This is a genomic window from Sphingopyxis sp. MWB1 (assembly GCF_000763945.1).
Classification (GTDB): Bacteria; Pseudomonadota; Alphaproteobacteria; order Sphingomonadales; family Sphingomonadaceae; genus Sphingopyxis.
The window spans coordinates 1,476,553-1,499,822 of the sequence record NZ_JQFJ01000002.1; the positions used below are offsets into that span (position 1 = coordinate 1,476,553).

At 62.5% G+C, this 23,270-nt stretch carries 22 protein-coding genes; 13 read left to right on the forward strand and 9 right to left on the reverse strand.

The features are described from left to right. Positions 1-152: 152 nt before the first annotated feature. Entirely contained in the window at positions 153-1,625 is a 1,473-nt protein-coding gene (locus tag JV18_RS0107605) for a sensor histidine kinase (RefSeq protein ID WP_235302956.1), read from the reverse strand. A gap of 266 nt (positions 1,626-1,891) precedes the next feature. Here JV18_RS0107605 and JV18_RS0107610 point away from each other — a divergent pair, with 266 nt between their 5' ends. Further along, a complete protein-coding gene (locus JV18_RS0107610; protein WP_033074039.1) occupies positions 1,892-2,686 on the forward strand; it encodes a response regulator in 795 nt (264 codons plus the stop codon). Positions 2,687-2,881: 195 nt separating this feature from the next. Here the strand turns inward: JV18_RS0107610 and JV18_RS0107615 are convergent, their stop codons facing one another. Together JV18_RS0107615 and JV18_RS0107620 are read right to left on the reverse strand one after the other, a co-directional pair. Next, complete coding sequence (locus tag JV18_RS0107615; RefSeq protein ID WP_081944832.1) at positions 2,882-3,439, reverse strand: sigma-70 family RNA polymerase sigma factor; 558 nt, start codon at positions 3,437-3,439, stop codon at positions 2,882-2,884. 224 nt (positions 3,440-3,663) lie between these two features. Beyond that, positions 3,664-4,104, reverse strand: coding sequence for a BLUF domain-containing protein (locus JV18_RS0107620; protein WP_327195757.1), 441 nt, complete (start codon positions 4,102-4,104; stop codon positions 3,664-3,666). A 172-nt stretch (positions 4,105-4,276) separates the two neighbouring features. Here JV18_RS0107620 and JV18_RS0107625 point away from each other — a divergent pair, with 172 nt between their 5' ends. The 4 genes from JV18_RS0107625 to JV18_RS0107640 all read left to right on the forward strand — a co-directional run bounded on the left by JV18_RS0107625 (position 4,277) and on the right by JV18_RS0107640 (position 7,311). Then, positions 4,277-4,537 carry a NepR family anti-sigma factor gene (locus JV18_RS0107625; RefSeq protein ID WP_033074040.1) on the forward strand — a complete coding sequence of 87 codons (261 nt, stop codon included), beginning with the start codon at positions 4,277-4,279 and terminating at the stop codon, positions 4,535-4,537. Continuing rightward, entirely contained in the window at positions 4,537-5,172 is a 636-nt protein-coding gene (locus JV18_RS0107630) for a sigma-70 family RNA polymerase sigma factor (RefSeq protein WP_033074041.1), read from the forward strand. Before JV18_RS0107625 ends, JV18_RS0107630 begins: the two co-directional genes overlap by 1 nt. An 86-nt stretch (positions 5,173-5,258) precedes the next feature. After that, positions 5,259-6,443: a PQQ-dependent sugar dehydrogenase gene (locus JV18_RS0107635; protein WP_033074042.1), complete on the forward strand. Its 1,185-nt coding sequence runs from the start codon at positions 5,259-5,261 to the stop codon at positions 6,441-6,443. A 73-nt stretch (positions 6,444-6,516) separates the two neighbouring features. Beyond that, on the forward strand, positions 6,517-7,311 hold the full coding sequence (locus JV18_RS0107640; RefSeq protein ID WP_235302959.1) for an esterase/lipase family protein: 795 nt from the start codon (positions 6,517-6,519) through the stop codon (positions 7,309-7,311). 31 nt (positions 7,312-7,342) lie between these two features. On the opposite strand, the gene JV18_RS0107645 is transcribed toward JV18_RS0107640, so the two are convergent. Further along, on the reverse strand, positions 7,343-7,858 hold the full coding sequence (locus JV18_RS0107645) for a GNAT family N-acetyltransferase (RefSeq protein ID WP_033074043.1): 516 nt from the start codon (positions 7,856-7,858) through the stop codon (positions 7,343-7,345). A gap of 274 nt (positions 7,859-8,132) precedes the next feature. Between JV18_RS0107645 and JV18_RS0107650 the strand changes: the two genes are divergently transcribed. From JV18_RS0107650 to JV18_RS0107660, 3 genes are read left to right on the forward strand one after another with little or no spacing between them, the layout of a single operon-like run. Beyond that, a complete protein-coding gene (locus JV18_RS0107650; protein WP_033074044.1) occupies positions 8,133-9,080 on the forward strand; it encodes a serine hydrolase domain-containing protein in 948 nt (315 codons plus the stop codon). Between the two features lie 54 nt (positions 9,081-9,134). Next, positions 9,135-9,596 carry an Rrf2 family transcriptional regulator gene (locus JV18_RS0107655; protein ID WP_033074045.1) on the forward strand — a complete coding sequence of 154 codons (462 nt, stop codon included), beginning with the start codon at positions 9,135-9,137 and terminating at the stop codon, positions 9,594-9,596. Beyond that, entirely contained in the window at positions 9,589-10,284 is a 696-nt protein-coding gene (locus JV18_RS0107660) for a class I SAM-dependent methyltransferase (protein WP_033074046.1), read from the forward strand. The genes JV18_RS0107655 and JV18_RS0107660 overlap by 8 nt, the downstream gene beginning before the upstream one ends. An 11-nt stretch (positions 10,285-10,295) precedes the next feature. Here JV18_RS0107660 and JV18_RS0107665 read toward each other — a convergent pair whose 3' ends face one another. Together JV18_RS0107665 and JV18_RS0107670 are read right to left on the reverse strand one after the other, a co-directional pair. After that, complete coding sequence (locus tag JV18_RS0107665) at positions 10,296-11,777, reverse strand: AMP nucleosidase (protein WP_052071815.1); 1,482 nt, start codon at positions 11,775-11,777, stop codon at positions 10,296-10,298. A 105-nt stretch (positions 11,778-11,882) separates the two neighbouring features. Beyond that, positions 11,883-12,362: a peroxiredoxin gene (locus JV18_RS0107670; protein WP_033074047.1), complete on the reverse strand. Its 480-nt coding sequence runs from the start codon at positions 12,360-12,362 to the stop codon at positions 11,883-11,885. A gap of 257 nt (positions 12,363-12,619) precedes the next feature. Here JV18_RS0107670 and clpA point away from each other — a divergent pair, with 257 nt between their 5' ends. The 5 genes from clpA (at position 12,620) to JV18_RS0107695 (ending at position 20,344) form a co-directional block, all read left to right on the forward strand. Continuing rightward, positions 12,620-14,971, forward strand: a complete 2,352-nt coding sequence (gene clpA, locus JV18_RS0107675; protein WP_033074048.1) for an ATP-dependent Clp protease ATP-binding subunit ClpA — start codon at positions 12,620-12,622, stop codon at positions 14,969-14,971. Between the two features lie 74 nt (positions 14,972-15,045). After that, positions 15,046-15,885 carry a type I methionyl aminopeptidase gene (map, locus tag JV18_RS0107680; protein WP_033074049.1) on the forward strand — a complete coding sequence of 280 codons (840 nt, stop codon included), beginning with the start codon at positions 15,046-15,048 and terminating at the stop codon, positions 15,883-15,885. A 297-nt stretch (positions 15,886-16,182) separates the two neighbouring features. Further along, positions 16,183-16,521: a P-II family nitrogen regulator gene (locus JV18_RS0107685; RefSeq protein WP_033074050.1), complete on the forward strand. Its 339-nt coding sequence runs from the start codon at positions 16,183-16,185 to the stop codon at positions 16,519-16,521. A gap of 72 nt (positions 16,522-16,593) precedes the next feature. Then, positions 16,594-18,006 carry a type I glutamate--ammonia ligase gene (gene glnA, locus JV18_RS0107690; RefSeq protein WP_033074051.1) on the forward strand — a complete coding sequence of 471 codons (1,413 nt, stop codon included), beginning with the start codon at positions 16,594-16,596 and terminating at the stop codon, positions 18,004-18,006. 991 nt (positions 18,007-18,997) lie between these two features. Then, positions 18,998-20,344, forward strand: coding sequence for a M20/M25/M40 family metallo-hydrolase (locus tag JV18_RS0107695; RefSeq protein WP_033074052.1), 1,347 nt, complete (start codon positions 18,998-19,000; stop codon positions 20,342-20,344). Positions 20,345-20,400: 56 nt separating this feature from the next. On the opposite strand, the gene JV18_RS0107700 is transcribed toward JV18_RS0107695, so the two are convergent. The 3 genes from JV18_RS0107700 to JV18_RS0107710 form a co-directional block, all read right to left on the reverse strand. Further along, the gene (locus tag JV18_RS0107700; RefSeq protein ID WP_033074053.1) at positions 20,401-21,177 is read right to left on the reverse strand and encodes an SDR family NAD(P)-dependent oxidoreductase; all 777 of its coding nucleotides are present in this window, start codon (positions 21,175-21,177) and stop codon (positions 20,401-20,403) included. A 281-nt stretch (positions 21,178-21,458) separates the two neighbouring features. Further along, positions 21,459-22,475, reverse strand: a complete 1,017-nt coding sequence (locus JV18_RS0107705) for a sugar kinase (RefSeq protein WP_033074054.1) — start codon at positions 22,473-22,475, stop codon at positions 21,459-21,461. Beyond that, positions 22,472-23,233: a 2-keto-4-pentenoate hydratase gene (locus tag JV18_RS0107710; protein WP_144243897.1), complete on the reverse strand. Its 762-nt coding sequence runs from the start codon at positions 23,231-23,233 to the stop codon at positions 22,472-22,474. Before JV18_RS0107710 ends, JV18_RS0107705 begins: the two co-directional genes overlap by 4 nt. Positions 23,234-23,270 lie beyond the last annotated feature (37 nt).

A 23,270-nucleotide genomic window follows, 5' to 3' on the forward strand; every position in this document is an offset into this window, starting at 1 on the left:
AACACTGTGTTTGAGGGTGACGATCCTATTCCAGCAAATTGCGCGACCCCCGGCGAAAGCCGGAGTCCAGAGCGGGACAGCGCTACGCAGCGAAACCCTTGGCCTTGCTCTCTATCTGTGGCCCTAGGGGACAGCGAGAGCCGATCGGCCCCTCACGCCTCCTGCCAGCGCGCAGGCAGGCTGATCTCGCACACCAGCCCCGTCGGCTCCCACCGCCGTTCGATCGTTCCGCCCAGATTGTTGCGGACGCTGCGTTCCATCAGCAAGGTGCCAAAGCTGGTGCGCTCTGGGGGGATCACTTCGCCTTCCCCGCCCGTCTCGGTCCAGCGCAGCCGGAACTGGCGCTGTTCGACATTTTCGTCATCCTGCGACCATTGAACATCGACGCGGCCATGTTCGGTCGACAAGGCGCCATGCTTGACCGCATTGGTCGCCAGCTCGTTGAAGAGCAGCGCCATGGAGACCAGGGCATTTTCCGGTAACAGTAGGTCAGGGCCTTCCCAGCGGATGCGCGGAAAGGCGGCCTCGACCTCGCGCAACAGCGCATGAATCGAGCCGGTGAGGAAATTGGCGCCCAGCAAGACATTTTGCGCACGGTTGAGCGCGTCGAGCCGGCTGCTGATCCGGTCGACATAGTCTTCGACGTCGCGCGAATTATGCCGGGTCAAGGAAATGATGGCGCCCACGGTGGCAAAAAGGTTCCGCATTCGGTGGTGCAATTCGCGCATCAGCAAATTGGCATTTTCCTGGCGGCTCTTCTGCTCGGTAATGTCGATGTTGATACCGGTCAGCACCGCTTCATTGCTGCGCACATCCCAATCCGCCCGCCCGGCAAGCCAGCGCACCCCGCGGTCGGGATGAAGGACGCGGAAATCGCTCGAATAAGGGACACCATTGCCGATGGCGTCGTCGAGCGCGGCGCGCACCTTGTCGCGGTCATCGGGATGAATACGTTCCATGGCCGCGTCCGCAGTCGTCAACCGCTCATAATCGCCGCCCCATAATTCGGCGGTGGCCCCGCGCCATTTCAATCCTCTTTTATCGGGATCAAGCTGCCAGATGGCCACGCTCGAAAAATCAAGCGCGCGCTCCAGCATATGGCGCGTTTCATCGCGCTGGAAAGCGGTGCGGCGCAATTCGGCCTCGGCCATGACAATCGCCGCAAAATCTTCCAGCCGCTGCATTCCCCGCGCATCGGGGGCTTCGCGCGCCTTGCGATCAATGATGCATAAAGTGCCGATGACCGCGTCATTGGGCGCACGAAGGGGAACCCCGGCGTAAAAACGGATGTGGGGATCATCCCTTACCAGGGGATTGTCGCGAAAACGCGGGTCTTCCAGGGCGTTCGAAACCACCACTGGCCGCTCTTCCACCACCACATGCTGGCAAAAGCTGATGTCCCGCGGGGTTTCCGGAACATCCAGCCCATGCACCGATTTAAACCATTGTCGGCGGTCATCGACCAGCACCACCAACGCGATCGGCACATCGAACAAATCGGCGACCAACGCAGTCACCCGGTCGAATGCCTGTTCGGGGGACGTGTCCAGCAGCCGATATTCACGCAGCGTTTCCAGCCGCTCCTGTTCGCGCATATCGTCTTGACGCTGGTTGCTGACTGCCAAATCCCGCCCCTCTTTATCCGTCGAGGCCGTCATATCCTTCTGCCTCTCGGATTGCTCTGCCATGAATCGGGTTCCCAAAAAAGCGTCTCGGACCGTCAATATGGAAAAGCGTTTCATTCCATTTGCTTATCACGGCCTCCTGGCGCCACTGAAGGATTCTACGCATTTCCTCCCTACAAGTTGCAGGAGACAAAGCGTCTTTTGAATTAAATGGGAACCGAAACGCTTCAGCGCGCGTATCTCGCTTTCATTGTGGGAGGCAATCAATGGGTTTGGGCGAAGAGATTCGTGGACATTTACCGTTTCTGCGCCGCTATGCGCGCGCATTGACAGGCAGCCAGCAGCATGGCGATAATTTTGTCCACACGACGCTTGAGGTGATCGTCGCTGCCCCTGAAGAGTTCAGCGCCGGGCATGGAAGCCGTATTGACCTTTACCGTCATTTCCATCGCATATGGGAAAGCGCCTTCCTCACCGATGGCGAAGGTGATGACACCGAGGAAGACCCGCTGGTGCGCGCCGCCAACCGCCGCCTTGCCATCATGACTCCGCTTGCGCGGCAAATCTTGCTGCTTACCGCTCTCGAAGGCTTTAGCGTCGCCGATACCGCCATTATCACGGGCACCGATGACAAAACGGTCGAGCGACTGCTTGAAGAGGCCGTTGCCGAAATCGACAGGGAATCGCGCACCTCGGTCTTGATCATCGAAGATGAACCGCTGATCGCCATGGAACTGGAACAGATTGTCCGCAGCTTGGGGCATGAAGTCGCGGGCATCGCCACCACCCATGACGATGCCGTCGCGGCTTTTGAACGCACCGAAGCCGGATTGGTGCTCGCCGATATTCAGCTTGCCGACGGGTCTTCGGGGATTGATGCAGTGCAGGACATATTGGCGCGCGCGCCCGTTCCTGCCATTTTCATCACCGCTTTTCCCGAACGCTTGCTCACCGGCAATTGCGTCGAGCCCACCTTCCTCATTTCCAAGCCTTTTCGGGAAAATACGGTGCGCGCGGCGATCAGCCAAAGCCTGCTTTTCACCCCCCAGCTTGCAGCCTGAGCAGCGGGCTGGGCCGGCCGTGGCCCGGGCCTTTCCACTTTCACTCACCCCAAGGGCGCTGAAACCATGTCGAAATTATATAATATTTTGATAAATAAAGACAATATCGAAATGTGGCGGCCGCCCCGACCTTACGCTCCATGACACTTTCGCCAACTTCCACACACGAAACGCACGACCGGAAATGGCGACTGCTTATTTACCCAGCACCCGCCCCGTCAGATCCTCTACCTTGTCCATGATCGCGGCAAAGGCTTCGCTCGGCAATATATCGCCGGCCTCCCGGCCGGGCATCATATTTCCTGTGCCGTCCAATATGGACTGCAGCGCACTGCGCGCGCGCGACACGCGGCTTTTCATCGTCCCTACCGCGCAGCCACAGATGGCAGCTCCTTCTTCATAGGAAAGCTGCCCCGCACCGATCAGGATCAGCGCCTCGCGCTGGTCGACTGGCAGCATCAGCAGCGCCCGCTGAACATCGGCAAGATGCAGGCAGTCATCCTGATTGTCAGGCGCGATCAGCAGGCGTTCGGCAGCGATTTCATCATATTCTGCGGTGAATTTACGGCGGCGCAGCTGCGACAGAAAACAATTGCGCAAAATGACGAAAGCCCAGCTTTTCATGCTTGCCGGACCGGGAATATAGGTGGCGCGCGCTTTCCACGCCTTCATCATCGTTTCCTGCACCAGATCGTCGGCCAGGTCTGCATTGCCGCACAGGCTGCGCCCGAAGGCGCGCAAATGCGGCAGCATCGCCGCAAGCTCGCGCTTGAAGCAGTCGTCGTCGAGTGGCTGGGATAAGGTGTCGCTGATAAGATGCCCTTTGTTAAGACGGAGGCTGCCCGAGACGAGCCATAACCGACCGCCGTCCGACACTAGACTAGCGGACCAAAGCGGCGGTGCAAAGCAAAGCGTTACACAATCCGCTGCAATTGCGGAGTGATAACCAGCCTTCTCGCTTGATCAGGCGCCTGGGGTCAGGCGCGAGGCCGGTTCCCCAGTGCCAGAAAATTGGTCATCATTCGCTCGTCTTCTCGGTCGAGCGTCCCGCGGGCGGCAAGCCGCTCCAAATCCTGCACATATTCGCCCTCAACATGATGAAAAAGCATCGACCAACCGGCAAAATCGCGCCGGTCCACTGGCCGCCGCCGCACCTCGACCATGCCCGAATGGCGCGGGTCCATACGAATGATTTGTAAACAGGCTTCGAGCTTTGCCTCCGGCCCTTCCAATATCTGGAAAAAATTGCGGCCGTTGAATAGCAAAGCCCCGGTCAGTCCTGCGCGCTCATTATTCCGCTGCGCTTGCGCCACAAGCCGGGAAATATCCTTTTCGCTGATCATGGGGTCCGCGACGCTGACATAGGCAATGGATAACAATGACGGCTCCTCTTTCGACCGGGTTGGATTCGCCATCATGGTCCGCAAGGAGCCGTGCCGGGAAGGCAAAGCCAAGGAACAATAGGGGCAGGGGTGATGCTCCCATTATGCGGGCTTTTCTTGCGAGGGGCTATGCAAAAATTGCGCAAAGCGCGGAACCAGCGCCGCGCTGCCTCGTTGCTCTACCATGGCTACACACGGCAACAACAGGATGAATGACAGGGCGCCCCCCAGCGGCTCGTCCGGCGCACAGGATTCGCCATCGGGCGGAAGCGCGGCCCATGGCGTAACCAAGGGCAGCTTTCCAGGGACCGACAGCGATCAATGGCACCGAACCCTGACGGGGCGCCAATCGCCCGAGCCTGTGACGGCAAAGCTTCGCATGATTTACGGCAATATTCTTGCCGAAAAGCTTCCCGACCAAATGCTCGACCTTCTGGCCGAGCTCGATCAAAAGAGTGCCAAACAATAATGGCCCATATCCAAGCCGCGCCGCAACCGACCAGTGACACGCGCCTGTCGGACCGTGAGTTCAAGGCTTTGCTCGCCGAGGTCATTCCGCATCTGCGCGCATATGGTCGCAGCCTGTCGGGAAATCCCGATCTCGCCGACGATCTGACGCAGGACACGATGGTCAAGGCCTGGGCCTCACGCGACCGCTTTGAGCGTGGCACCTCGATCAAGGCCTGGACATTCGTGATCCTGCGCAACACCTTCCTCTCGCAAATGCGCCGGAACAAGTTTCGCGGCGATTATGACGAAGCCGTAGTGGAGCGCACCCTCTCTTCACCCGCATCCCAAGAAGATACGGGCGAGATGGCCGATCTTCAGCGCGGACTGATGGAATTGCCGCAGGACCAACGCGAAGCGCTCATCCTCGTCGGCGCAGGCGGGCTTTCCTATGAGGAGGCTGCAGAGATTTGCAATTGTGCGCTTGGCACCATGAAAAGTCGCGTCTCTCGTGCACGCACCGCCCTCGAACAGATCATGGCGCGCGGCCAGTTTTCACAGCGGCGCGCCGATGCGGCCCCGGCGAGCGAAGCCATGGACGCAATCATGAACAGCGTTGAAGCCATCACCGCGCGGCGGAACGGCGCGCTGAGCTAAGGAATAGTTGCTTCAAATCGCTCGACTTCACAGCGGGGGCGCGTAAAACTTCATTCTTCCTTTCCAGCAAAGCGAGTTTTGAAGCGATGAGACGAATATCCGCCGTTGTCCTGCCAATCGCCGCCTTTGCTGCCGCCTGTTCGGCAGGCGCGCCCGACGGCAACGCCGCAGCAAGCAGCACAGTGAACAGCGCGATAGATGGCAATGGCGACCATCCCGCTGCGCCGCTTACGGAAGCGCCCTTTACGGTCACGGAAGTCGCAAGCTTCAACGAACCCTGGGCGATGACTTTCATCCCCGACACGCATTTGGCGCTCATCACTGAAAAATCTGGCCAACTCAAATTATGGCAAGAGGGCGGGGCCGTTCTCGACGTCGCAGGCGTGCCGCCGGTTGCCTATGGCGGGCAAGGCGGCTTTGGCGATGTGATCCTCGCGCCCGATTTCGCGACCAGCCGGATGATCTATCTCAGCTGGGTCGAAGCCGGACCGGAAAACAGCTATGGCGCGGTGGTTGGCCGGGCACGCCTTGCCAAGGGCGAAAGCCCCCGGCTGGAGGGGCTGGAACGCATCTGGGTCCAGCAGCCCAAGGTAACGGGCCGCGGCCATTATTCGCACCGCCTCGCCTTTTCGCCCGACGGCCAATATCTCTTCATCGGCTCTGGCGAGCGGCAGAAATTTGACCCCGCCCAGGATATGAAAGCCAATCTGGGTAAGATCGTCCGGATCAAGCCCGACGGCAGCGTGCCCGCCGACAACCCCTTTGCCGACCGGGGCGGGGTTACGGCGGAAATCTGGTCGCTGGGCCATCGCAATATATTGGGCCTTGCCTTCGACGGCGCAGGGCGCCTCTGGAATCAGGAGATGGGGCCCAAGGGCGGCGATGAAGTCAATCTGGTCGAACGGGGTTCCAACTATGGCTATCCCATTGTCTCCAACGGCGATCATTATAGCGGGGAGGACATCCCCGACCATCCGACCCGCCCCGAATTTGCCGCGCCCAAGCTGTGGTGGAATCCCGCTGTCTCCCCCGCCGGCCTCGCTTATTATGCGGGCGACCTTTATCCGGGCTGGCAAGACAGTCTGTTGATGGGCGCTTTGTCCGGCGAAGGGCTGGTGCGGATGAAGATCGTCGGCGACAAGCTCCACAAGGCGGATCGCTGGGGCTTTGGCGTGCGGATCCGTGAGGTCGAGGTGCGCGACGACGGCACTGTCTGGCTGCTTTCCGACGGGGCGGACGGCAAGCTGCTGAAGCTGGTTCCCAAAAGGTGACGAAGGCGCGCCGATCAAGGCGAGCGAAGGAGGGAGCGGGCCGCGATTTGGTTCTGCGCTCCCACCTTCCTATATGCCGCCGATGATCCGCGCCTTTCTCTCTCGCCGCGCCGAATGGCCCGTCCGCGTCCCCGATCCCGACGCGCCCCCACCACTCGGCCTTTTATGGCGCGAGGCGGCGTCGCTGCTGCGCGCCATGTCGGCGCGCGTGCGTCCCATGCCCCCCGAACCCAATCCTGACAGCGACCATCCCCCGGTGATCGTACTGCCGGGCTTTCTGTCGGGCGATTGGGCGACCAAGGGCTTGCGCGCCGATCTGCGCCGCGCGGGCTTTCGCTGCTATGGCTGGGGGCTGGGCTTCAATCGCGGGGCGACCCCTGACATCATGGAGCGCATCGACAGCCGCGTTCAGTGGGTGATCGACCGTACCGGGCGCGCACCTGCGCTGGTAGGATGGAGCCTTGGCGGCATTTATGCGCGCGAATATGCCAAGCGTCACCCCGACAAGGTTGCGCGGGTCGTCACCCTCGGCTCGCCCTTTTCGGGTAGCCGGCGTGCCAACCGCGCCTGGCGCCTCTATCATCTGATCGCGCGCCACCCTGTCGACAATCCCCCGGTCGATTTCCATCCCGCTCCGCGCCCGGAAATGCCGACCTTCGCCCTCTGGTCGAAACATGACGGGGTGATCGCCGTGAACAGCGCGCGCGGCCAGCCGCATGAAAGCGACCGGCAGATCGAGGTCGACTGCGGCCATATGGGCTTTGCCTATGCCCCCACATCGGTCGCGGCTATCGCCAAGGCGCTGACCGAAGAGGTGCACGAAGAGGCCGGGGCCATCGATGCCATCGTCAGCCGGGCGCGCGGCTGACATTTGGCGGGGGGGGGGGGCGCAGCGGCGCTCAGCACACATCGATCCGGTCCACCGGCGCGGGCAGCCAGGTCATCCGCATCCGTCCCGGCCTGCGTCCGGGGCGCCCCGTCACCGCAAAGCCGATACGGCGCAGCAAGGCGCGCGAGCGTCCATTGTCCGGGTGACATTCGGCGATGATCGTCGCGTCGGGCTGCCCCTCGGCGAGCGAGCGGACCAGCGCGCCAACGGCTTCGGTCGCAATCCCCTGCCCCCGCGCGCGCGCCGCGAACCAGTATCCGACCTCATATTCGCGCGACGCCAGGCGATGCACGCCGATGACGCCGATCAGCGCGCTGTCGGCATCGCGCACGGCGTGAAAGACATCGCCGCCGCCCGACCGCGCGATCAGCGCACAAGCATCGGCAAGGGTGAAGGGTGTCGGCAGGAAATGCACCTGCGACGTCACGCTATCGTCCGTGATCGCTGCCAGCGCCGCCGCATCATCGGCGTGCAGGGGCGCGATGCGGCACCGCGGGGTCGAAAGCGAAAGCAAAGTATCGGTCATGTCGCGTCTTCTTTCAAAAACGCACGCCGTAACCGTTGGGGGGTGGTATGATGATGACCATTCGCCTGTCCGGACACGGCGGCGATGGTCACAGGTTGATGCCATGCCGCTCCTAGATAAAGGAGCGCCAATACGCCTTGAATCGTTGGGTTCGGTCGTTGGTCATCGCCTGCTCCGCTATCAGGGCGCGTTGCAGCGATCAAGCGCATTTGCACCGCCCTGCCTCTGCGATGCAGTTAACAGGCCCGCAACCCTCTTCTGCCATAGGCCGCACATGGCCGCCGACACCGATCTCGACCGCCCGATCGTCGGCGCCGCGCAAAGCAGCCCCGAGGTCCCTGCCCCGCGCTGGAAGCTGGCCGCGCTCGCGGCGCTCCTTCTGATCCTCGTCGTTCAGCTTTTTCTCATGCTCCGTCCCGCCAGTCCCGAGGAACAGGTGCGCCGCGCGATGGAGGAGCTCCATCTGTCGGGCGCCACCATTGCCATAGGGAATGTCGGTGAAACGCGCCCACGCCTTGTCACCATCGACGCTGAGCCAGACGAATTCTACCGCTATTACAGCCTGTCGAAACCGATCACCGCTGCGCTGGTGCTCGATCAGGTGAGCAAGGGAAGATTGAGCCTCGACCAACAAATAGCAGGCGCCAGCGTCCGCCAGATCTTGCAACATCGCGGCGGCTGGGATCGGGAAATGGCAGGCGATCCGGTGCTGGAGCGCTCGGACCATAGCCCCTGCACCCGCCTGCCGCCTCCCACGGCCCGGCAGTTTGAACCCGGTACACGCTTTGTCTATTCGAACATCGGCTACTGCCTGCTGGGCGCGGCGGTAGAAAGGGCTTCGGGACAGGCTTATCCGGACCTGGCCCGCGCCATCCTCCCCGAAACCCGAGCCATGCGCTATGATCCATGGCTCGGTCCGGCGGGCGGCTGGTCGGGTGATGCCGCCACCTATTTCCGCTTCGCCGCGCGGCCCTTGCCCGCGATGACCGCAGCCCGGCCTGTCGGCGAAACAGCTACGGAATATTTCGGGCTTGGCTGGAAAGTCCATGCCGATGGCAGCCTGTCGCATTTCGGCGCCTATCGCACCGGCGATTATGCGCTGGTCCTGCGGCAGGGGACGCGCATCACCCTTGCCCTCTTTCATGGGAATCCACCCGATTATGAAGGCGCGCGCGACCATTTGCGCGGTCCGCTCACCGCCCTGTCCGATAGCATCGACTAGCTTTTCATCGCCGAAGCGCTTGACGACGCGCTATCATGTATTATTTAAAGTTACATGAAACGCGACAGCCGCCTTTCGGGCATATTGCATGTGCTGCTTCATATGGCCGAGGCCGGGCAGCCCCTGACGTCCGAACAGCTTGCGCAGGCGATGCAAAGCAATGCCGCCGTGGTGCGCCGTATTCTTGGTGGCTTGCGTAACAGAGAAATGGTGCGCAGCGAAAAGGGTCATGGCGGGGGCTGGACCCTCGCTTGCGACCTGTCGGCGATCACCCTGCGTGACATTTATGAGGCGATCGGCGCGCCGCGCCTGATGGCGATGAGCAACCGCACCGAAGCCCCCGGCTGCCTGGTCGAACAGGCGGTCAATGCCGCGCTCGACAGCAGTTTTTCTGAAGCGGAAACGCTTCTCCTTACGCGCTTCGAGCAAGTGACACTGGCCGCACTTGCGGCCGACTTTCATGCGCGCATGGCTGCGCGCTCCTCCACTCCGAAAAAGGAAACTCCCGATGGCTGACGGTGCCCGGCATTTTCTCCACATGTTCAAGGACACTGCGGCGGTTGCCCGCTATAATGACGGCCCACGCCGCTTCGTCCCCGGCCTTGATGGTCTGCAACGCATGACGACCCTTTTGCTCGCCGAACGCGTACCCGCCGACGCGCATATATTGGTGTTGGGCGCCGGTGGAGGCAGCGAGATGCGCGCCTTTGCCGATGCTCATCCCGGCTGGCGCTTCACCGGGGTCGATCCGGCCGGGCCGATGCTCGATCTGGCGGCGGAGGTGATGGGGCCGCATCGCGCGCGCGCGCAAATGGTCGAAGGGGTCATCGACGATGCACCCGTCGGCCCCTTCGATGGCGCCGCTTGCCTGCTCACGCTGCATTTCCTCGCCTATGCCGAGCGGGTGCGTACGCTCAAGGCGCTTCGCGCGCGGCTTCGGTGCGGCGCACCCTTTGTCGCCGCCCATGGCAGCTTCCCGCAGGAAGCGGACGCACGCGACCGCTGGCTCGACCGCTATGCCGCCTTTGCAATAGCGTCAGGGGGTGACCCCGAACAGGTTGCCAAGGGGCGACAGGCGGTCGCCGAGCATGTCGACATGCTCAGCCCCGAAGCGGATGAAGCCGCAATGCGCGAGGCGGGGTTCACCGGCATCGAGCAATTTTATCAGGGCTTCACCTGGCGCGGCTGGGTCGCCTATGGCTGAGATGGTTCGCCTTAACGGAAGGGCGGCTCGTTAAAGGCGCGCAATTTGCGGCTGTGCAGCTTGGCGCCTTCATCGCGCATCATTTCGCAGGCACGAATACCAATCTGCAGATGCGCGGCAATGGCTTCCTCGTAAAAGCGGTTCGCCTGCCCCGGCAGTTTGAGTTCGCCATGCAGCGGCTTGTCGCTGACGCAGAGCAACGTCCCATAGGGGACGCGAAAGCGATAGCCTTGCGCCGCAATCGTCGCGCTTTCCATGTCGATGCCGATGGCGCGCGATTGGGAAAAGCGCAGCGCGCTGTCGCTATAGCGCAATTCCCAGTTGCGGTCGTCAGTGGTGACGACCGTGCCGGTCCGCATCCGCTTTTTCAGATCCGCGCCGCTCGTCCCCGATACCGATTCCGCCGCGCTCGCCAGCGCCTGCTGTACCTCGGCAATGGGCGGAATGGGAATTTCGGGTGGCAAAAGCTGGTCGAGAATATGGTCGTCGCGCAAATAGGCGTGGGCGAGCACATAATCGCCGATCCGCTGGCTGGGGCGCAGCCCCCCGCAGTGGCCGATCATCAGCCAGGCTTCGGGGCGCAGCACCGCCAGATGGTCGCAGATCGTCTTGGCATTCGATGGCCCGACGCCGATGTTGACCAGCGTGATGCCCCCGCCATCGGGCGCAACCAGATGATAGGCCGGCATCTGGTGCCGTCGCCATGCGCTGTCCGCAACCAGTGCGCTGGCATTGGTGCCCGGCTGGTCGACATAAAGGCCGCCCGCTCCGGCGAGCGCCGTGTAAAATCCGTGCCCCACCTGCGCGCCGGCCCAGGCGACAAATTCATCGACATAGCGATGATAGTTGGTGAACAGGATATAGCGCTGAAAATGTTCGGGCGCGGTGCCGGTATAATGGCGCAGCCGCGCGAGGCTGAAATCGGTACGCAACGCATCGAACAGCGCCAGCGGTTGCGGCGCGCTGGGATCGAGGCCGAACAGGCCATCGGCCAGCTCATCGCCGATATCGGCAAGCTCGGTGGTCGGAAAATGGCGCGCCAGTTCCAGCGGCGTCACGCTTCCCATATCCGACCCGTCGCTGGCGTCGAGCACATAGGGAAAGGGGATTTGCTGCCCGGTGCGCGTAACCGACAGCGTCACGTCATAATGGCGAACCAGCAGGCTGAGCTGATCGCGCAGATAATCGGCGAACAAATCGGGGCGCGTCACCGTGGTTTCAAAAACCCCGGCGCGCTCGAAACGGCCAAAGGAAAGATTATGCCCCCGCTGCCCCTCGCGCGGCTCGCCCGTGGTGACAAGGCGCAGTGCGGGATAATCGAAAAGGCCCGTGGCAGCCGCATCGGCGGGGGGCAAGGTGCCATCGCGCACATAAGCGGCAATGGCTTTTTTGAGATTGCCTACCGATTCGCGAAAGGCGGCCTGCAATTCGTCGATGATGGCGTCGACGCGTGCGTTGATGTCGGAATTTTCTTGTGATGATGTGGATGTCATCGCGACGCTGTTGCACGAAATTATGACAAAAAGAAAGGGGACGGTCGCCCGCCCCCCTCCTTTTACGTCAAGATGGCGCCGGTCGGCGCCTCTCATATGTCGTGCTTACAGCTGTTCCAGCATATGATCAGCGCTCGACACCTTGAACTCACCGGGCGCCTCGACATTGAGCTGCTCGACGACGCCGTCGTTGACGACCATCGAGAAACGCTGGCCGCGCTTGCCCATGCCGAATGCCTTGCCATCCATGGTAAGACCAACGGCTTCGGCGAAATCGCCATTGCCGTCAGCAAGCATGGTGATCGCATCGGCATTGGCGCCCTTGCCCCACGCGCCCATGACAAAGGCGTCATTGACCGCGGTGCAGGCAATTTCGTCGATTCCCTTTGCTTTCAGTGCATCGGCCTTTTCGACGAAGCCCGGCAGATGCTTGGCCGAACAGGTCGGGGTAAAGGCGCCGGGGACCGAAAAAAGCGCAACCTTGCGCCCTTTGAAATAATCGGCGGTGCTCACCTGTTCGGGTCCATTTTCGGTCGCCTTGACCAAAGTCGTTTCAGGCAGCTTGTCTCCGGGTTTGATCGTCATCGCGGCATCCTTTTGCTAGAGGGGATAATGGTGGACGCAGACATTGGGTGAGCAAGGCGCTGAGTCAAGCGGTGGCATGTTGATGGACGCCCTTGCCCCGCCTGTGCGAGCAGAAAGAGGCGATTAACCATAAAGCAAGGCTTGGCTGAGTAATTTTGTCCAAGTCGCCGCTTTTCCCTTGCGGCGAGGCGACGGCGTTGCCACCTTAATTGTGTGGGGCGGCCCTCCCCGGCCGTCCCCCGCAAGGAGAATGACCCATGCCGTCCTTTTCGGAGAGCCTCGAAAAGACCCTGCACAATGCGCTGAAAGCCGCATCGGAACGTCATCATGAATATGCGACACTGGAACATTTGCTCCACGCGCTGATCGACGACGACCATGCTGCCGAAGTGATGCGCGCCTGCGGCGTCGCGCTGGTCGACCTGCAATCGGCGGTGGTGCATTATCTCGATACCGAACTCGACAGCCTGCGGGTCGAGGGGCATAGCGACCCTTCCCCCACCAGCGGATTTCAGCGTGTCGTGCAGCGCGCGATCCTGCACGTCCAGTCCTCGGGCAAGGATGAGGTGACGGGCGCCAACGTGCTGGTCGCCCTCTTTTCCGAACGCGAATCCTATGCCGTCTATTTCCTGCAGCAGCAGGACCTGACCCGTCTCGATGCCGTCTCCTATCTCAGCCACGGGGTCGGCAAGGGCGGCAAGCCCGCCGCGCAGGCCGAGGCAGAGGAAAAAGAAGAAACAAAGGACAAGGATGCGGCGAAGAACAAGAAGGAAACCGCGCTCGACCAGTTCACCGTCAACCTCAACGAAAAAGCGAAGGGCGGGAAAGTCGATCCGCTGATCGGCCGCAACGCCGAGGTGGATCGCACGATCCAGATCCTGTGCCGTCGCAGCAAGAACAACCCCCTCTATGTCGGTGACCCCGGCGTCGGCAAAACCGCGATTGCCGAGGGGCTGGCGCGCAAGATTATCGAGGGCGAAGTGCCCGACGTGCTCAAGGAAGCGGTCATTTATTCGCTCGACATGGGCGCGCTGCTCGCGGGCACCCGCTATCGCGGTGATTTTGAGGAACGGCTGAAGCAGGTCGTCACCGAACTGGAAGGCCTGCCGCACGCCATATTGTTCATCGACGAGATTCACACCGTCATCGGCGCGGGCGCGACGAGCGGCGGGGCGATGGATGCGTCCAACCTTCTGAAACCCGCGCTGTCGGGCGGCGTCATCCGTTGCATCGGGTCGACGACTTATAAAGAGTTTCGCAATCATTTCGAAAAGGACCGCGCGCTGCTGCGCCGGTTCCAGAAGATCGACGTGATCGAGCCGAGCCTGGAGGACACCAAGAAAATCCTCGCCGGTCTGCGCGACGCCTTTGAAAAGCATCATAGCGTCAAATATACTGCGGATGCGATCAACGCCGCGGTCGACCTGTCCGCGCGCTATATCAATGATCGCAAATTGCCTGACAAAGCGATCGACGTGATCGACGAGGTGGGCGCGATGCAGATGCTCGTCGCCCCGTCGAAGCGGCGCAAGACAATCACCGCCAAGGAGATCGAAGCCGTGATCGCGACCATGGCGCGCATCCCGCCCAAATCGGTATCGAGCGATGACAAGAAGCTGCTCGAAACGCTGGAAACCGATTTAAAGCGCGTGGTGTTCGGCCAGAACACCGCGATCGAAGTGCTATCTTCGGCGATCAAGCTCAGCCGTGCGGGCCTGCGCGATCCCGAAAAGCCGATCGGCAATTATCTGTTCAGCGGGCCGACCGGCGTCGGCAAGACCGAGGTCGCCAAACAATTGGCGTCAATCATGGGCATTCCGCTCCAGCGCTTTGACATGAGCGAATATATGGAGCGCCATTCGGTGAGCCGCCTGATCGGTGCGCCTCCGGGCTATGTCGGTTACGACCAGGGCGGACTGCTCACCGATGCGATCGACCAGAATCCGCATTGCGTTCTGCTGCTCGACGAGATTGAAAAGGCGCACCCGGACCTGTTCAACATCCTGCTGCAGGTGATGGACAATGGCCGCCTGACCGACCACCACGGCAAGACGGTCGATTTCCGCAATGTCATCCTGATCATGACGACCAATGCAGGCGCAAGCGACATGGCGCGCGAGTCGATCGGCTTTGGCAATGCGACGCGCGAGGATGTGCAGGAAGAGGCGGTGAAGAAGATGTTCACCCCCGAATTCCGCAACCGCCTCGATGCTATTGTCCCCTTCGGCTATCTGCCGCCGGAGGTCGTCGCGCGCGTGGTCGACAAGTTCATCCTGGAGCTCGAACTCCAGCTTGCCGACCGCAATGTCCATATCCAGCTCGACGAGGCGGCGCGCGAATGGCTGACCGCCAAGGGCTATGACAAGCTTTATGGCGCGCGCCCCATGGGCCGGTTGATCCAGGAAAAGATCAAGCAGCCGCTCGCCGAGGAACTGCTTTTCGGCAAGCTCGTCCATGGCGGTGAGGTCAAGGTGAAAATGAAGAAGGAAGAGGATGCCAAGGTCGGCAATCCGCTCGCCTTTGAAATCACCCCCACCCCGCCCAAGGGCGCCAAGGGCAAAGGCAAGGCCAAAACCCAGGACAGTGACACCGAAAAGACGGCGGACTGAGCCCATAGCCCCTCCCCAGTGGGGAGGGGCTTACTCCCCTCGCAATCGCCCCCCGTTTCGCCTATATCATTCCCATGTATAATTATGTCTCCGTAACCGCTGCCGAAGCGGGCGCCCCGACCGCCGTGCGCGACGGCACGATCAAGCTGCATGATGCGGCAGGTTTTGCCGGGATGCGCAAGGCCGGGCGGCTGTCGGCCGAAATCCTCGACGCGCTTGTTCCCTTTATCCAGCCCGGCGTGACCACCGCCGCCATCGACGCCAAGGTGCGCGAGATGATGCTGGCGGGCGGCGGCATCCCCGCAACGCTCGGCTATCGCGGCTTTACCCATAGCTGCTGCACCAGCATCAACCATGTCGTGTGCCACGGCATTCCCGACGACAAGCCGCTGCGCGATGGCGACATCATCAATGTCGACGTCACCAGCATCATCGACGGCTGGCACGGCGACACCAGCCGCATGTATCTGGTCGGCGACGTCGGTATCAAGGCGCGGCGGCTGGTCGAGGTGACGTATGAAAGCCTGATGCTGGGCATCGAACAGGCAAAGCCCGGCAACACCATCGGCGACATTGCCCATGCGATCCAGCAATATGCCGAAAAGCATCGCTATTCGGTGGTCCGCGACTTTTGCGGCCATGGGCTGGGGCAATTGTTCCACGATGCGCCCGAGGTCGTCCATGCCGGCCGCCCCGGCACCGGGCCGGAGCTTCGCCCCGGCATGTTCTTCACCATCGAACCGATGATCAACACGGGCAAATATGCGGTCAAGATGCTCCCCGACGGCTGGACCGCGGTAACCCGCGACCGCTCCTTGTCGGCGCAGTTCGAACATAGCATCGGCATTACCGAAGATGGCTGCGAGATCTTCACCGCCAGCCCCAAGGGGCTGAACGCGCCGCCTTGGCAGTAACGGGACACAGCGTCTCCTCAACACTGCCGGGAGCTGCGCTGACCGCTCCCGCCGCCCCTCACCCATCAAATGCCCATAAATTAGGCAGCCTCGCGCCATGCCTGCACAAGCCTTGGGCAGAGGCGCGGGCGGCGGAGTGAAAACTTCGCCAATGGCCGCGATTCGCCAATTGGCACGGCTCTTGATTGGTGCAAGATGGCGGGGACCGCACCGACTCATGGCGCAAGACCGGACCAGGCGGGCCTGATCCGGCCTTGGCTGCGAGCAGCAAAGACCGGCCCAAAGGGGAAGAGAAGCGTGAAGAAAATTGAGGCGATCATCAAACCGTTCAAGCTCGACGAGGTGAAGGAGGCGCTGCACGATGTCGGCGTCAGCGGCATCACCGTCACCGAGGCGAAGGGTTTTGGCCGTCAGAAGGGACATACCGAATTATATCGCGGCGCCGAATATGTCGTCGACTTCCTGCCCAAGGTGAAGCTGGAAGTGGTTGTCGAGGACGGGCTGGCCGAACGGGTGGTCGAGGCGATTGCCGCCGCCGCCCAGACGGGGCGCATCGGCGATGGCAAGATTTTCGTCATGCCCATCGAAGGCGCGCTGCGCATTCGCACCGGCGAACGCGACGAGGATGCGCTTTAAACCCCACCCCATAACCAACAGGTTCAACGTGGCCGGGACAGCCCGGACGATTACGGAAAGAAGGAAGACAAGATGGCGACCAAGCCCAAGGATATCATCGCGCGGATCAAGGAAAATGACATTGAGTGGGTCGACCTGCGCTTCACCGATCCCAAGGGCAAATGGCAGCATCTGACCATGTGCGCCGGCGTGATCGACGAAGATTCGCTGGAAGACGGGCTGATGTTCGACGGTTCGTCGATCGCCGGGTGGAAGGCGATCAACGAAAGCGACATGATCCTGAAGCCCGATCTCGATGCCGTTTATGACGATCCTTTTTCGGCGACGCCGATGCTCGTCATCTTCTGCGACATTGTCGAACCGTCGACCGGCGAAGGCTATACCCGCGACCCGCGCACCACGGCAAAGCGCGCCGAAGCTTATCTGGGCACCACCGGCATCGGCGACACCGTCTATGTCGGCCCCGAAGCCGAATTTTTCATGTTCGATGATGTCCGCTTCGAAACCGGCTATAACAAGTCGGGCTTTGAAATCGACGATATCGAGCTGCCGACCAATACGGGCCGTCGTTATGAAGGCGGCAACCTCGCCCATCGTCCGCGCGCCAAGGGCGGTTATTTCCCCGTCGCGCCGGTAGACAGCGCCGTCGACATCCGCGCCGAAATGGTCACGACGATGCTGGAACTGGGCCTGCCGTGCGACAAGCATCACCATGAAGTCGCCGCCGCGCAGCATGAGCTGGGCCTGACATTCGGCACGCTGACCCAGACCGCCGACCGGATGCAGATTTACAAATATGTCGTGCATCAGGTCGCCCATGCCTATGGCAAGACCGCGACCTTCATGCCCAAGCCGATCAAGGACGACAATGGCAGCGGCATGCACACCCATTTTTCGATCTGGGAAAAGGGCAAGCCCCTGTTCGCGGGCAATGGTTATGCCGGCCTCAGCGACATGTGCCTCTATTTCATCGGCGGCGTCGTGAAGCATGCCAAAGCCCTGAACGCCTTCACCAACCCGACGACGAACAGCTACAAGCGGCTCGTCCCCGGTTTTGAAGCGCCGGTGCTGCTTGCCTATTCGAGCCGCAACCGCTCGGCCTCGTGCCGCATCCCCTATGGCGCGGGCGCCAAGTCGAAGCGCGTCGAATTCCGCTTCCCCGACGCGATGGCCAACCCTTATCTCTGCTATGCCGCACTGCTGATGGCCGGCCTCGACGGCATTCAGAACAAGATCCATCCGGGCGACGCGATGGACAAGAATCTCTATGATCTGCCGCCCGAAGAGCTGAAGGAAGTGCCGACCGTTTGCGGTTCGCTGCGCGAAGCGCTCGACAGCCTGGCGGCCGATTATGACTTCCTGCTGAAAGGCGACGTGTTCACCAAGGACCAGATCGACGCCTATATCGAACTGAAATGGGAAGAGGTTTATGCCTTTGAGCAAACCCCCAGCCCCGTCGAGTTCGACATGTACTATAGCGCCTGATCGTTCGCGATCAGCTTGCGCTTTGGGGCGTCCGGTTCGGGGGGACCGGGCGCCCCTTTTCATGTGGGTAGGATGGTCGCCTCCTTCGCCGCAAGGCGGGCGGGGGACCGAAGTTTGCTTCTGCCTCGTCATCCCGGACTTGATCCGGGATCCACGACGACGGGGAGCCATGGATCCCGGATCAGGTCCGGGATGACGATGATGGTTTTGCCCTCCGCTCCGATATCGAGCCTTGCTGTCGGCAGCCCCCTGCCATCGCAAACCACAGAACGGACTTGGGAAGTCGAGCGGTCATGGCGCTGGCCGATGCGGTTTGGTCAAAAATAAACAGTTCAAGCCTCGATTATTTCAAGCGCGATTGATCGCGCGCGCGGCAGAGGCGATTTCAAAGTTCAGTAAAGTTCAGCCTTGTGCGCACCCCGTTTGCGCCAGCCCGGCGGATGGTCCCGCGGGGTTTGGCCCGCACCGGCAAGACTGGGTGGCGAAGAGTGATGGACAGGTTGAAAGAGCCGGGTTGAAAGCTGTTACAAAGGGATGATGTAGGACAGGCTTTTTTGGGCAGCGAGCGGCAGGGCGGGCGTGGACCAAAGTTTGCCGCCTTACCTCGTCATCCCGGACTTGATCCGGGATCTACGACGACGGTGAGCCATGGATCCCGGATCAAGTCCGGGATGACGATGATGGTTTTGCGCTCCGCCGCGATATCGAGCCTTGCTGTCGGCAGCCCCTGTCATCGCAAACCACAGGAGGTATCCGGGAAGCAGAGCGCTCCGGCTTCTCAGCAGGGCGGTTTGGTCGAAAATAAACAATTCAAGCCGGGATTGAGGAAAAGGTCATGACGTCTGCCTCACCGCCTTTTGCGGATCGGATGAGGCGGGGCGGATGGCGCGCATCTGGCACGCCTGCTCAAGGATAATCCCTATCCGGGCTGACCGCTTGCCTTGAGCGAGCGGCGGCGGCACAAGGGCGGGCGAAGGAGCCTGCTCAAGCCATGACCATGCCGCGCCGCGCCGTCCCTGCCCTCCGCCTGAAAAATCTTGTCCTTGCCGCTGCTTTTGCCTGTGGCCTTGTCGCGGCGCCGTCCGCCGGGGCGCAGCTTACGCCTGCTGAACAAGTGATGGCCGAAACGGTGACGGCGGAGCAGGAGCGCAATATCGCGCTGCTCGAAAAGCTGGTGAACCAGAATAGCGGGTCGCTGCATATCGAAGGCGTCGAGAAGGTCGGTGCGATGATGCGCGCCGAGCTGGAGCCGCTGGGGTTCAAAGTCATCTGGAAACCGATGCGCGAGACGGGGCGCGCAGGCCATCTGATTGCAACGCACAAGGGGCGCGAAGATGGCAAGCGCCTGTTGTTGATCGGTCATCTCGACACGGTGTTTGAGCCGGACTCGCCCTTTCAGCGCTTTGAGCGGATGGGCGACAAGGCGAAAGGCCCCGGCGTCGGCGATAACAAGGGCGGGATGACGGTGATCGTCGCCGCGCTGCGCGCAATGCAGGCGGCGGGGACGCTGAAGGACGCCAATATCGAAATTCACCTGACGGGCGATGAGGAGGATAGCGGCCATCCGCTGGAGGTGGCGCGCGCCGACCTGATCGCGGCGGGCAAGCGCAGCGATGTGGCGCTGGGCTTTGAAGGGCTGGTGCGCGACGGCGGCGCCGACATGAGCTCGATCGCGCGGCGGAGCTCCGAAAGCTGGCAGGTCACCGCCAGCGGCAAGAGCGGGCATAGTTCGGGCATTTTCAGCGCCCATGCGGGCGATGGCGCCATTTACGAACTCACCCGGATCCTTCACCGTTTCCGCACCGAATTGCCCGAGCCCAATCTGACCTTCAACGTCGGGCTGGTCGCCGGGGGGCAGGAGGTTTCGCTCGATGAGGGGAAGATCCGCGCGAGCGCGAGCGGCAAGACCAATATCATCGCAGGCACCGCCATTGCGCGCGGCGACCTGCGCACTTTGTCGGCCGAGCAGGCGGCGCGGGTAAAGGCGAAAATGGCGGCGATTGTCGCCGATCATGCGCCGGGAACCTCGGCGACCCTCGCCTTTGACCCCGGCGGCTATCCGGCGATGGCGCCGACCGAGGGCAATCGCGCGCTGCTTACCCGGCTGAATGCCGTGAACCGCGACCTGGGGCTCGCGGAAATGGCGCCGCTCGACCCGCTGAAACGCGGCGCGGCGGATATCAGCTTTGTCGCGCCCTTTGTCGACAGCCTCGCGGGGCTGGGCAGCTATTCGACCGGCGACCATGGGCCGCAGGAAACGGTCGACCTGCCGAGCATCGAGCGGCAGGCAACCCGCGCCGCGATTTTGATGTCGCGACTGGCGGCGGAGAAACGCTGAGCGGGGATGTCTTTTGAAACGGCACCGGCCCGCTCCCCCGCCCGGCGCCGCCAATCTTAAAGCGATTGCCCGTCGTCGACGGTAATGACGCTCCCCGTGACCCCCAGCGAGGCGTCGGAGCAAAGATAAAGCAGCGGCGCGTGCAGATCGGTTGCCGGACGCATGCGGCGGCGCGGGAAGCTGTCGACCATCTTGCGCCCCGCTTCGCTTTCGAACAGCGCAGCGGTCATTTCGGACTGGAAATAGCCGGGCTGGATGATGTTCACATTGATGCCGCGCCGTGCCCATTCGCGCGCCAGGCTCTTGCCCAGATGGCGCACCGCCGCCTTGGTCGCGCCATAGACGGAGGTGGCGGGGAACAGCTTGTCGGCGGTGATCGAGCCGATCAGGACAATGCGGCCATGCTGGCGCTCGCGGCTGCCCGCGGCATCGAGCCGCCGTGCGCCCTCGGTCGCGGTCAGAAAGACACCGCGGATATTGGCGGCGAGCAGCCCGTCGACATCCTCGACCGAGAGGCCCAGCGCCAGATTTTCGGTGGCGACCCCGGCATTGGCGACGATCGTGTCGACCGTGCCCCATGCCGCCTCCGCCGCGTCAAAGGCGGCGCGGGTCGATGCGGCATCGGTGACGTCGAGGCTGACCGCCATTGCTTCGCCGCCCGCGGCCTTGATCGCGGCAACCTGCTCGGCGAGCCGGTCCGCGCGGCGTGCGGCAAGCACCACCTTCGCCCCGGCGGCGGCGAGCGCCCTGGCAAAGCCCGCGCCCAGCCCCGATGACGCCCCGGTGACAAGCGCAATGCGCCCCGACAAATCGAAAATGGGGTCCTGTGCCATATCATCCTCTCCCTTTTGCGCCCGCCTTGGCGGCTCTTGACGTTTACGTCAACCTGAGGGCGGCCTTCGATGGCGGCGAGGCTTGACTTTGGGCCAGTGTTCTCCTATTGTTCTTTTTGTGCACACACAACCTCATCCCCCGTTGCGGCTGCCGGAGGCGGCGAACGGGGGATAAAGGTGGCCCCCTCCCCTCGCCTGAATTTTTCCTATAACCGGGGCGTGATGCGTCCGGTTGGGCGCGACTCGCGCTTGCGGGCGGCGCGGCTCTCGGCTCGCGCCGGTCAGCGCTGGACGTCGAGCGCCTGCTGCGAGGCCTGCGCCACCGCCGCGCGGCCAAAGGGGGCGAAGTCGCCGCGCAGCCCGTGCTTGAGCCGCGACAGCGCGAGGCCGCGCTGGACGGCGTTCAACCCCTCACCCTGCCACAGACCGTCGATGACCCCGGCGGCAAAGGCGTCGCCCGTGCCCACCCGGTCGACGATCGGCGCGATGATCGCGGGATCGGTCGTCGCGGAATCGACGCGGCTGTCCATGCGCGCGACAATATGATGCTCGCCCGTGCCGACGATATGGCGCGCGGTCGAGGCGACATGGTCGAGATTGGGGAAGCGGTCGAGCAGCGCGAGCGCGGCTTCGCGGCGGCGCCCCGTGCCATCGCCCGAAAATTGGCGGCCCAGCAGGAGGGTCGCGTCGCGGTGGTTGCCGAACAAGAGGCTCGCTTGCTCAATGATCTCGCACAAAATGGCGGCGGGGTCCGAATCCCATTTCTGCCACAGGCGGCCGCGCCAATTGCCGTCAAAGGAGATGCCGAGCCCCTGTTCGCGGGCGAAGCGCACGGCGGCGAGCACCGCCTTTGCCGCATCGGGGCCCAGCGCCGGGGTGACGCCCGAAACATGGAGCCAGTCGGCGCCATCGAACAATTCGGCCCAGTTCCAGTCGGTGGCCGGGGTCGCGGCGAACAGCGTGTCGCTGCGGTCGTAAATCACCTCGGCGGCCTGTCCCGCACCGCCCGCCAGATGATAATAAAGCCCCATGCGCCCCGCGCCCCGCGCGATGCCCGCGACATCGACGCCGTGCCGCCGCAGTTCGGACACCGCGGCCTCGCCAATGGCATCGCCCGGCAGCGCGCTGATCATGCGGCTGCGATGCCCCAGCGCGGCGAGCGCAACCGCGACATTCGCCTCGGCCCCGCCGACATGCACATCCATTTGCGGCACCTGCAAGGGGAAGCTGCCCGGCGGAACCGCGAGGCGCAGGATCACCTCGCCAAAACAGACGATATTGCGGCTTTTAACACTCATGCGATATCTTCACTTTCCGGAACGGCGATACAGTGGATGATGGCCTTGTCGCCGAAACGGGCGGTCGCCGATTGGCCGGGGTCGATGGGATGGACGCCGGTGATCGCGCCCGCCGAAATCCATTGGCCGGCGGCCAGGCGGATCTCGCCGCGAAAATGCAGCGCCATCAGGAAATGCAGCGCACCCCAGGGGCCGTCCAATATGTCGCAGGCGCGGCCCGTTCCGACCACCGCATCGGCGATCCGGGTTTCGACCATTAATTGCTCGCAGCCTTCAGGCTCTAGTTCGGGGCCGATCAGCAGGCCATTGTTGATGCCGACATCGGCGATAATGCCATAGGGTGCATGGTCATGCACATCGGGCGCGGGCGAGCTTGCGACTTCAAAACCCGCACAGATGCGGTCGACGCAGCCGCGCGTGTCATCGGGGGTCGCGGGCAGTTCGGGCGGAAGCTTCGCGAGGCGCAGCATCAGCTCAACCTCAATCGCCGCCGCGCCGCCGACAAAAATATGAGCCTGCCCGGGGGTTTCCCCTGTCAACTGGGCGCTGCGCAGCACGGGTCCGGCCAGCCGGTCGGTGCCGAGTTGGTCGATCAAGGGGACCGGAATACGCCCGACCTTCCAGCCAAGGACAGGCTGCCCCAGCGCGGCGGTCAGCCGGTGCTGGCACGCATAGGCATCGGCCAGTGTGCCGGGCACCGAACCCGGAAAATGGGGCAGCGCCGCCCCGGCGCGTCGTGCGTCAAGAAGGTGAGGCACTGGGTCGCCAGCGCATGTCAAAACCGTCATAGTAGCG

Coding starts and splice junctions, on each gene's coding strand:
- JV18_RS0107610 (WP_033074039.1), top strand. CDS start 1,892: ATGGGTTTGGGCGAAGAGATTCGTGGACATTTACCGTTTCTGCGCCGC.
- JV18_RS0107615 (WP_081944832.1), bottom strand. CDS start 3,439: ATGCTGCCGCATTTGCGCGCCTTCGGGCGCAGCCTGTGCGGCAATGCA.
- JV18_RS0107620 (WP_327195757.1), bottom strand. CDS start 4,104: ATGATGGCGAATCCAACCCGGTCGAAAGAGGAGCCGTCATTGTTATCC.
- JV18_RS0107625 (WP_033074040.1), top strand. CDS start 4,277: ATGAATGACAGGGCGCCCCCCAGCGGCTCGTCCGGCGCACAGGATTCG.
- JV18_RS0107630 (WP_033074041.1), top strand. CDS start 4,537: ATGGCCCATATCCAAGCCGCGCCGCAACCGACCAGTGACACGCGCCTG.
- JV18_RS0107635 (WP_033074042.1), top strand. CDS start 5,259: ATGAGACGAATATCCGCCGTTGTCCTGCCAATCGCCGCCTTTGCTGCC.
- JV18_RS0107640 (WP_235302959.1), top strand. CDS start 6,517: ATGCCGCCGATGATCCGCGCCTTTCTCTCTCGCCGCGCCGAATGGCCC.
- JV18_RS0107645 (WP_033074043.1), bottom strand. CDS start 7,858: ATGACCGATACTTTGCTTTCGCTTTCGACCCCGCGGTGCCGCATCGCG.
- JV18_RS0107650 (WP_033074044.1), top strand. CDS start 8,133: ATGGCCGCCGACACCGATCTCGACCGCCCGATCGTCGGCGCCGCGCAA.
- JV18_RS0107655 (WP_033074045.1), top strand. CDS start 9,135: ATGAAACGCGACAGCCGCCTTTCGGGCATATTGCATGTGCTGCTTCAT.
- JV18_RS0107660 (WP_033074046.1), top strand. CDS start 9,589: ATGGCTGACGGTGCCCGGCATTTTCTCCACATGTTCAAGGACACTGCG.
- JV18_RS0107665 (WP_052071815.1), bottom strand. CDS start 11,777: ATGACATCCACATCATCACAAGAAAATTCCGACATCAACGCACGCGTC.
- JV18_RS0107670 (WP_033074047.1), bottom strand. CDS start 12,362: ATGACGATCAAACCCGGAGACAAGCTGCCTGAAACGACTTTGGTCAAG.
- clpA (WP_033074048.1), top strand. CDS start 12,620: ATGCCGTCCTTTTCGGAGAGCCTCGAAAAGACCCTGCACAATGCGCTG.
- map (WP_033074049.1), top strand. CDS start 15,046: ATGTATAATTATGTCTCCGTAACCGCTGCCGAAGCGGGCGCCCCGACC.
- glnA (WP_033074051.1), top strand. CDS start 16,594: ATGGCGACCAAGCCCAAGGATATCATCGCGCGGATCAAGGAAAATGAC.
- JV18_RS0107695 (WP_033074052.1), top strand. CDS start 18,998: ATGACCATGCCGCGCCGCGCCGTCCCTGCCCTCCGCCTGAAAAATCTT.
- JV18_RS0107700 (WP_033074053.1), bottom strand. CDS start 21,177: ATGGCACAGGACCCCATTTTCGATTTGTCGGGGCGCATTGCGCTTGTC.
- JV18_RS0107705 (WP_033074054.1), bottom strand. CDS start 22,475: ATGAGTGTTAAAAGCCGCAATATCGTCTGTTTTGGCGAGGTGATCCTG.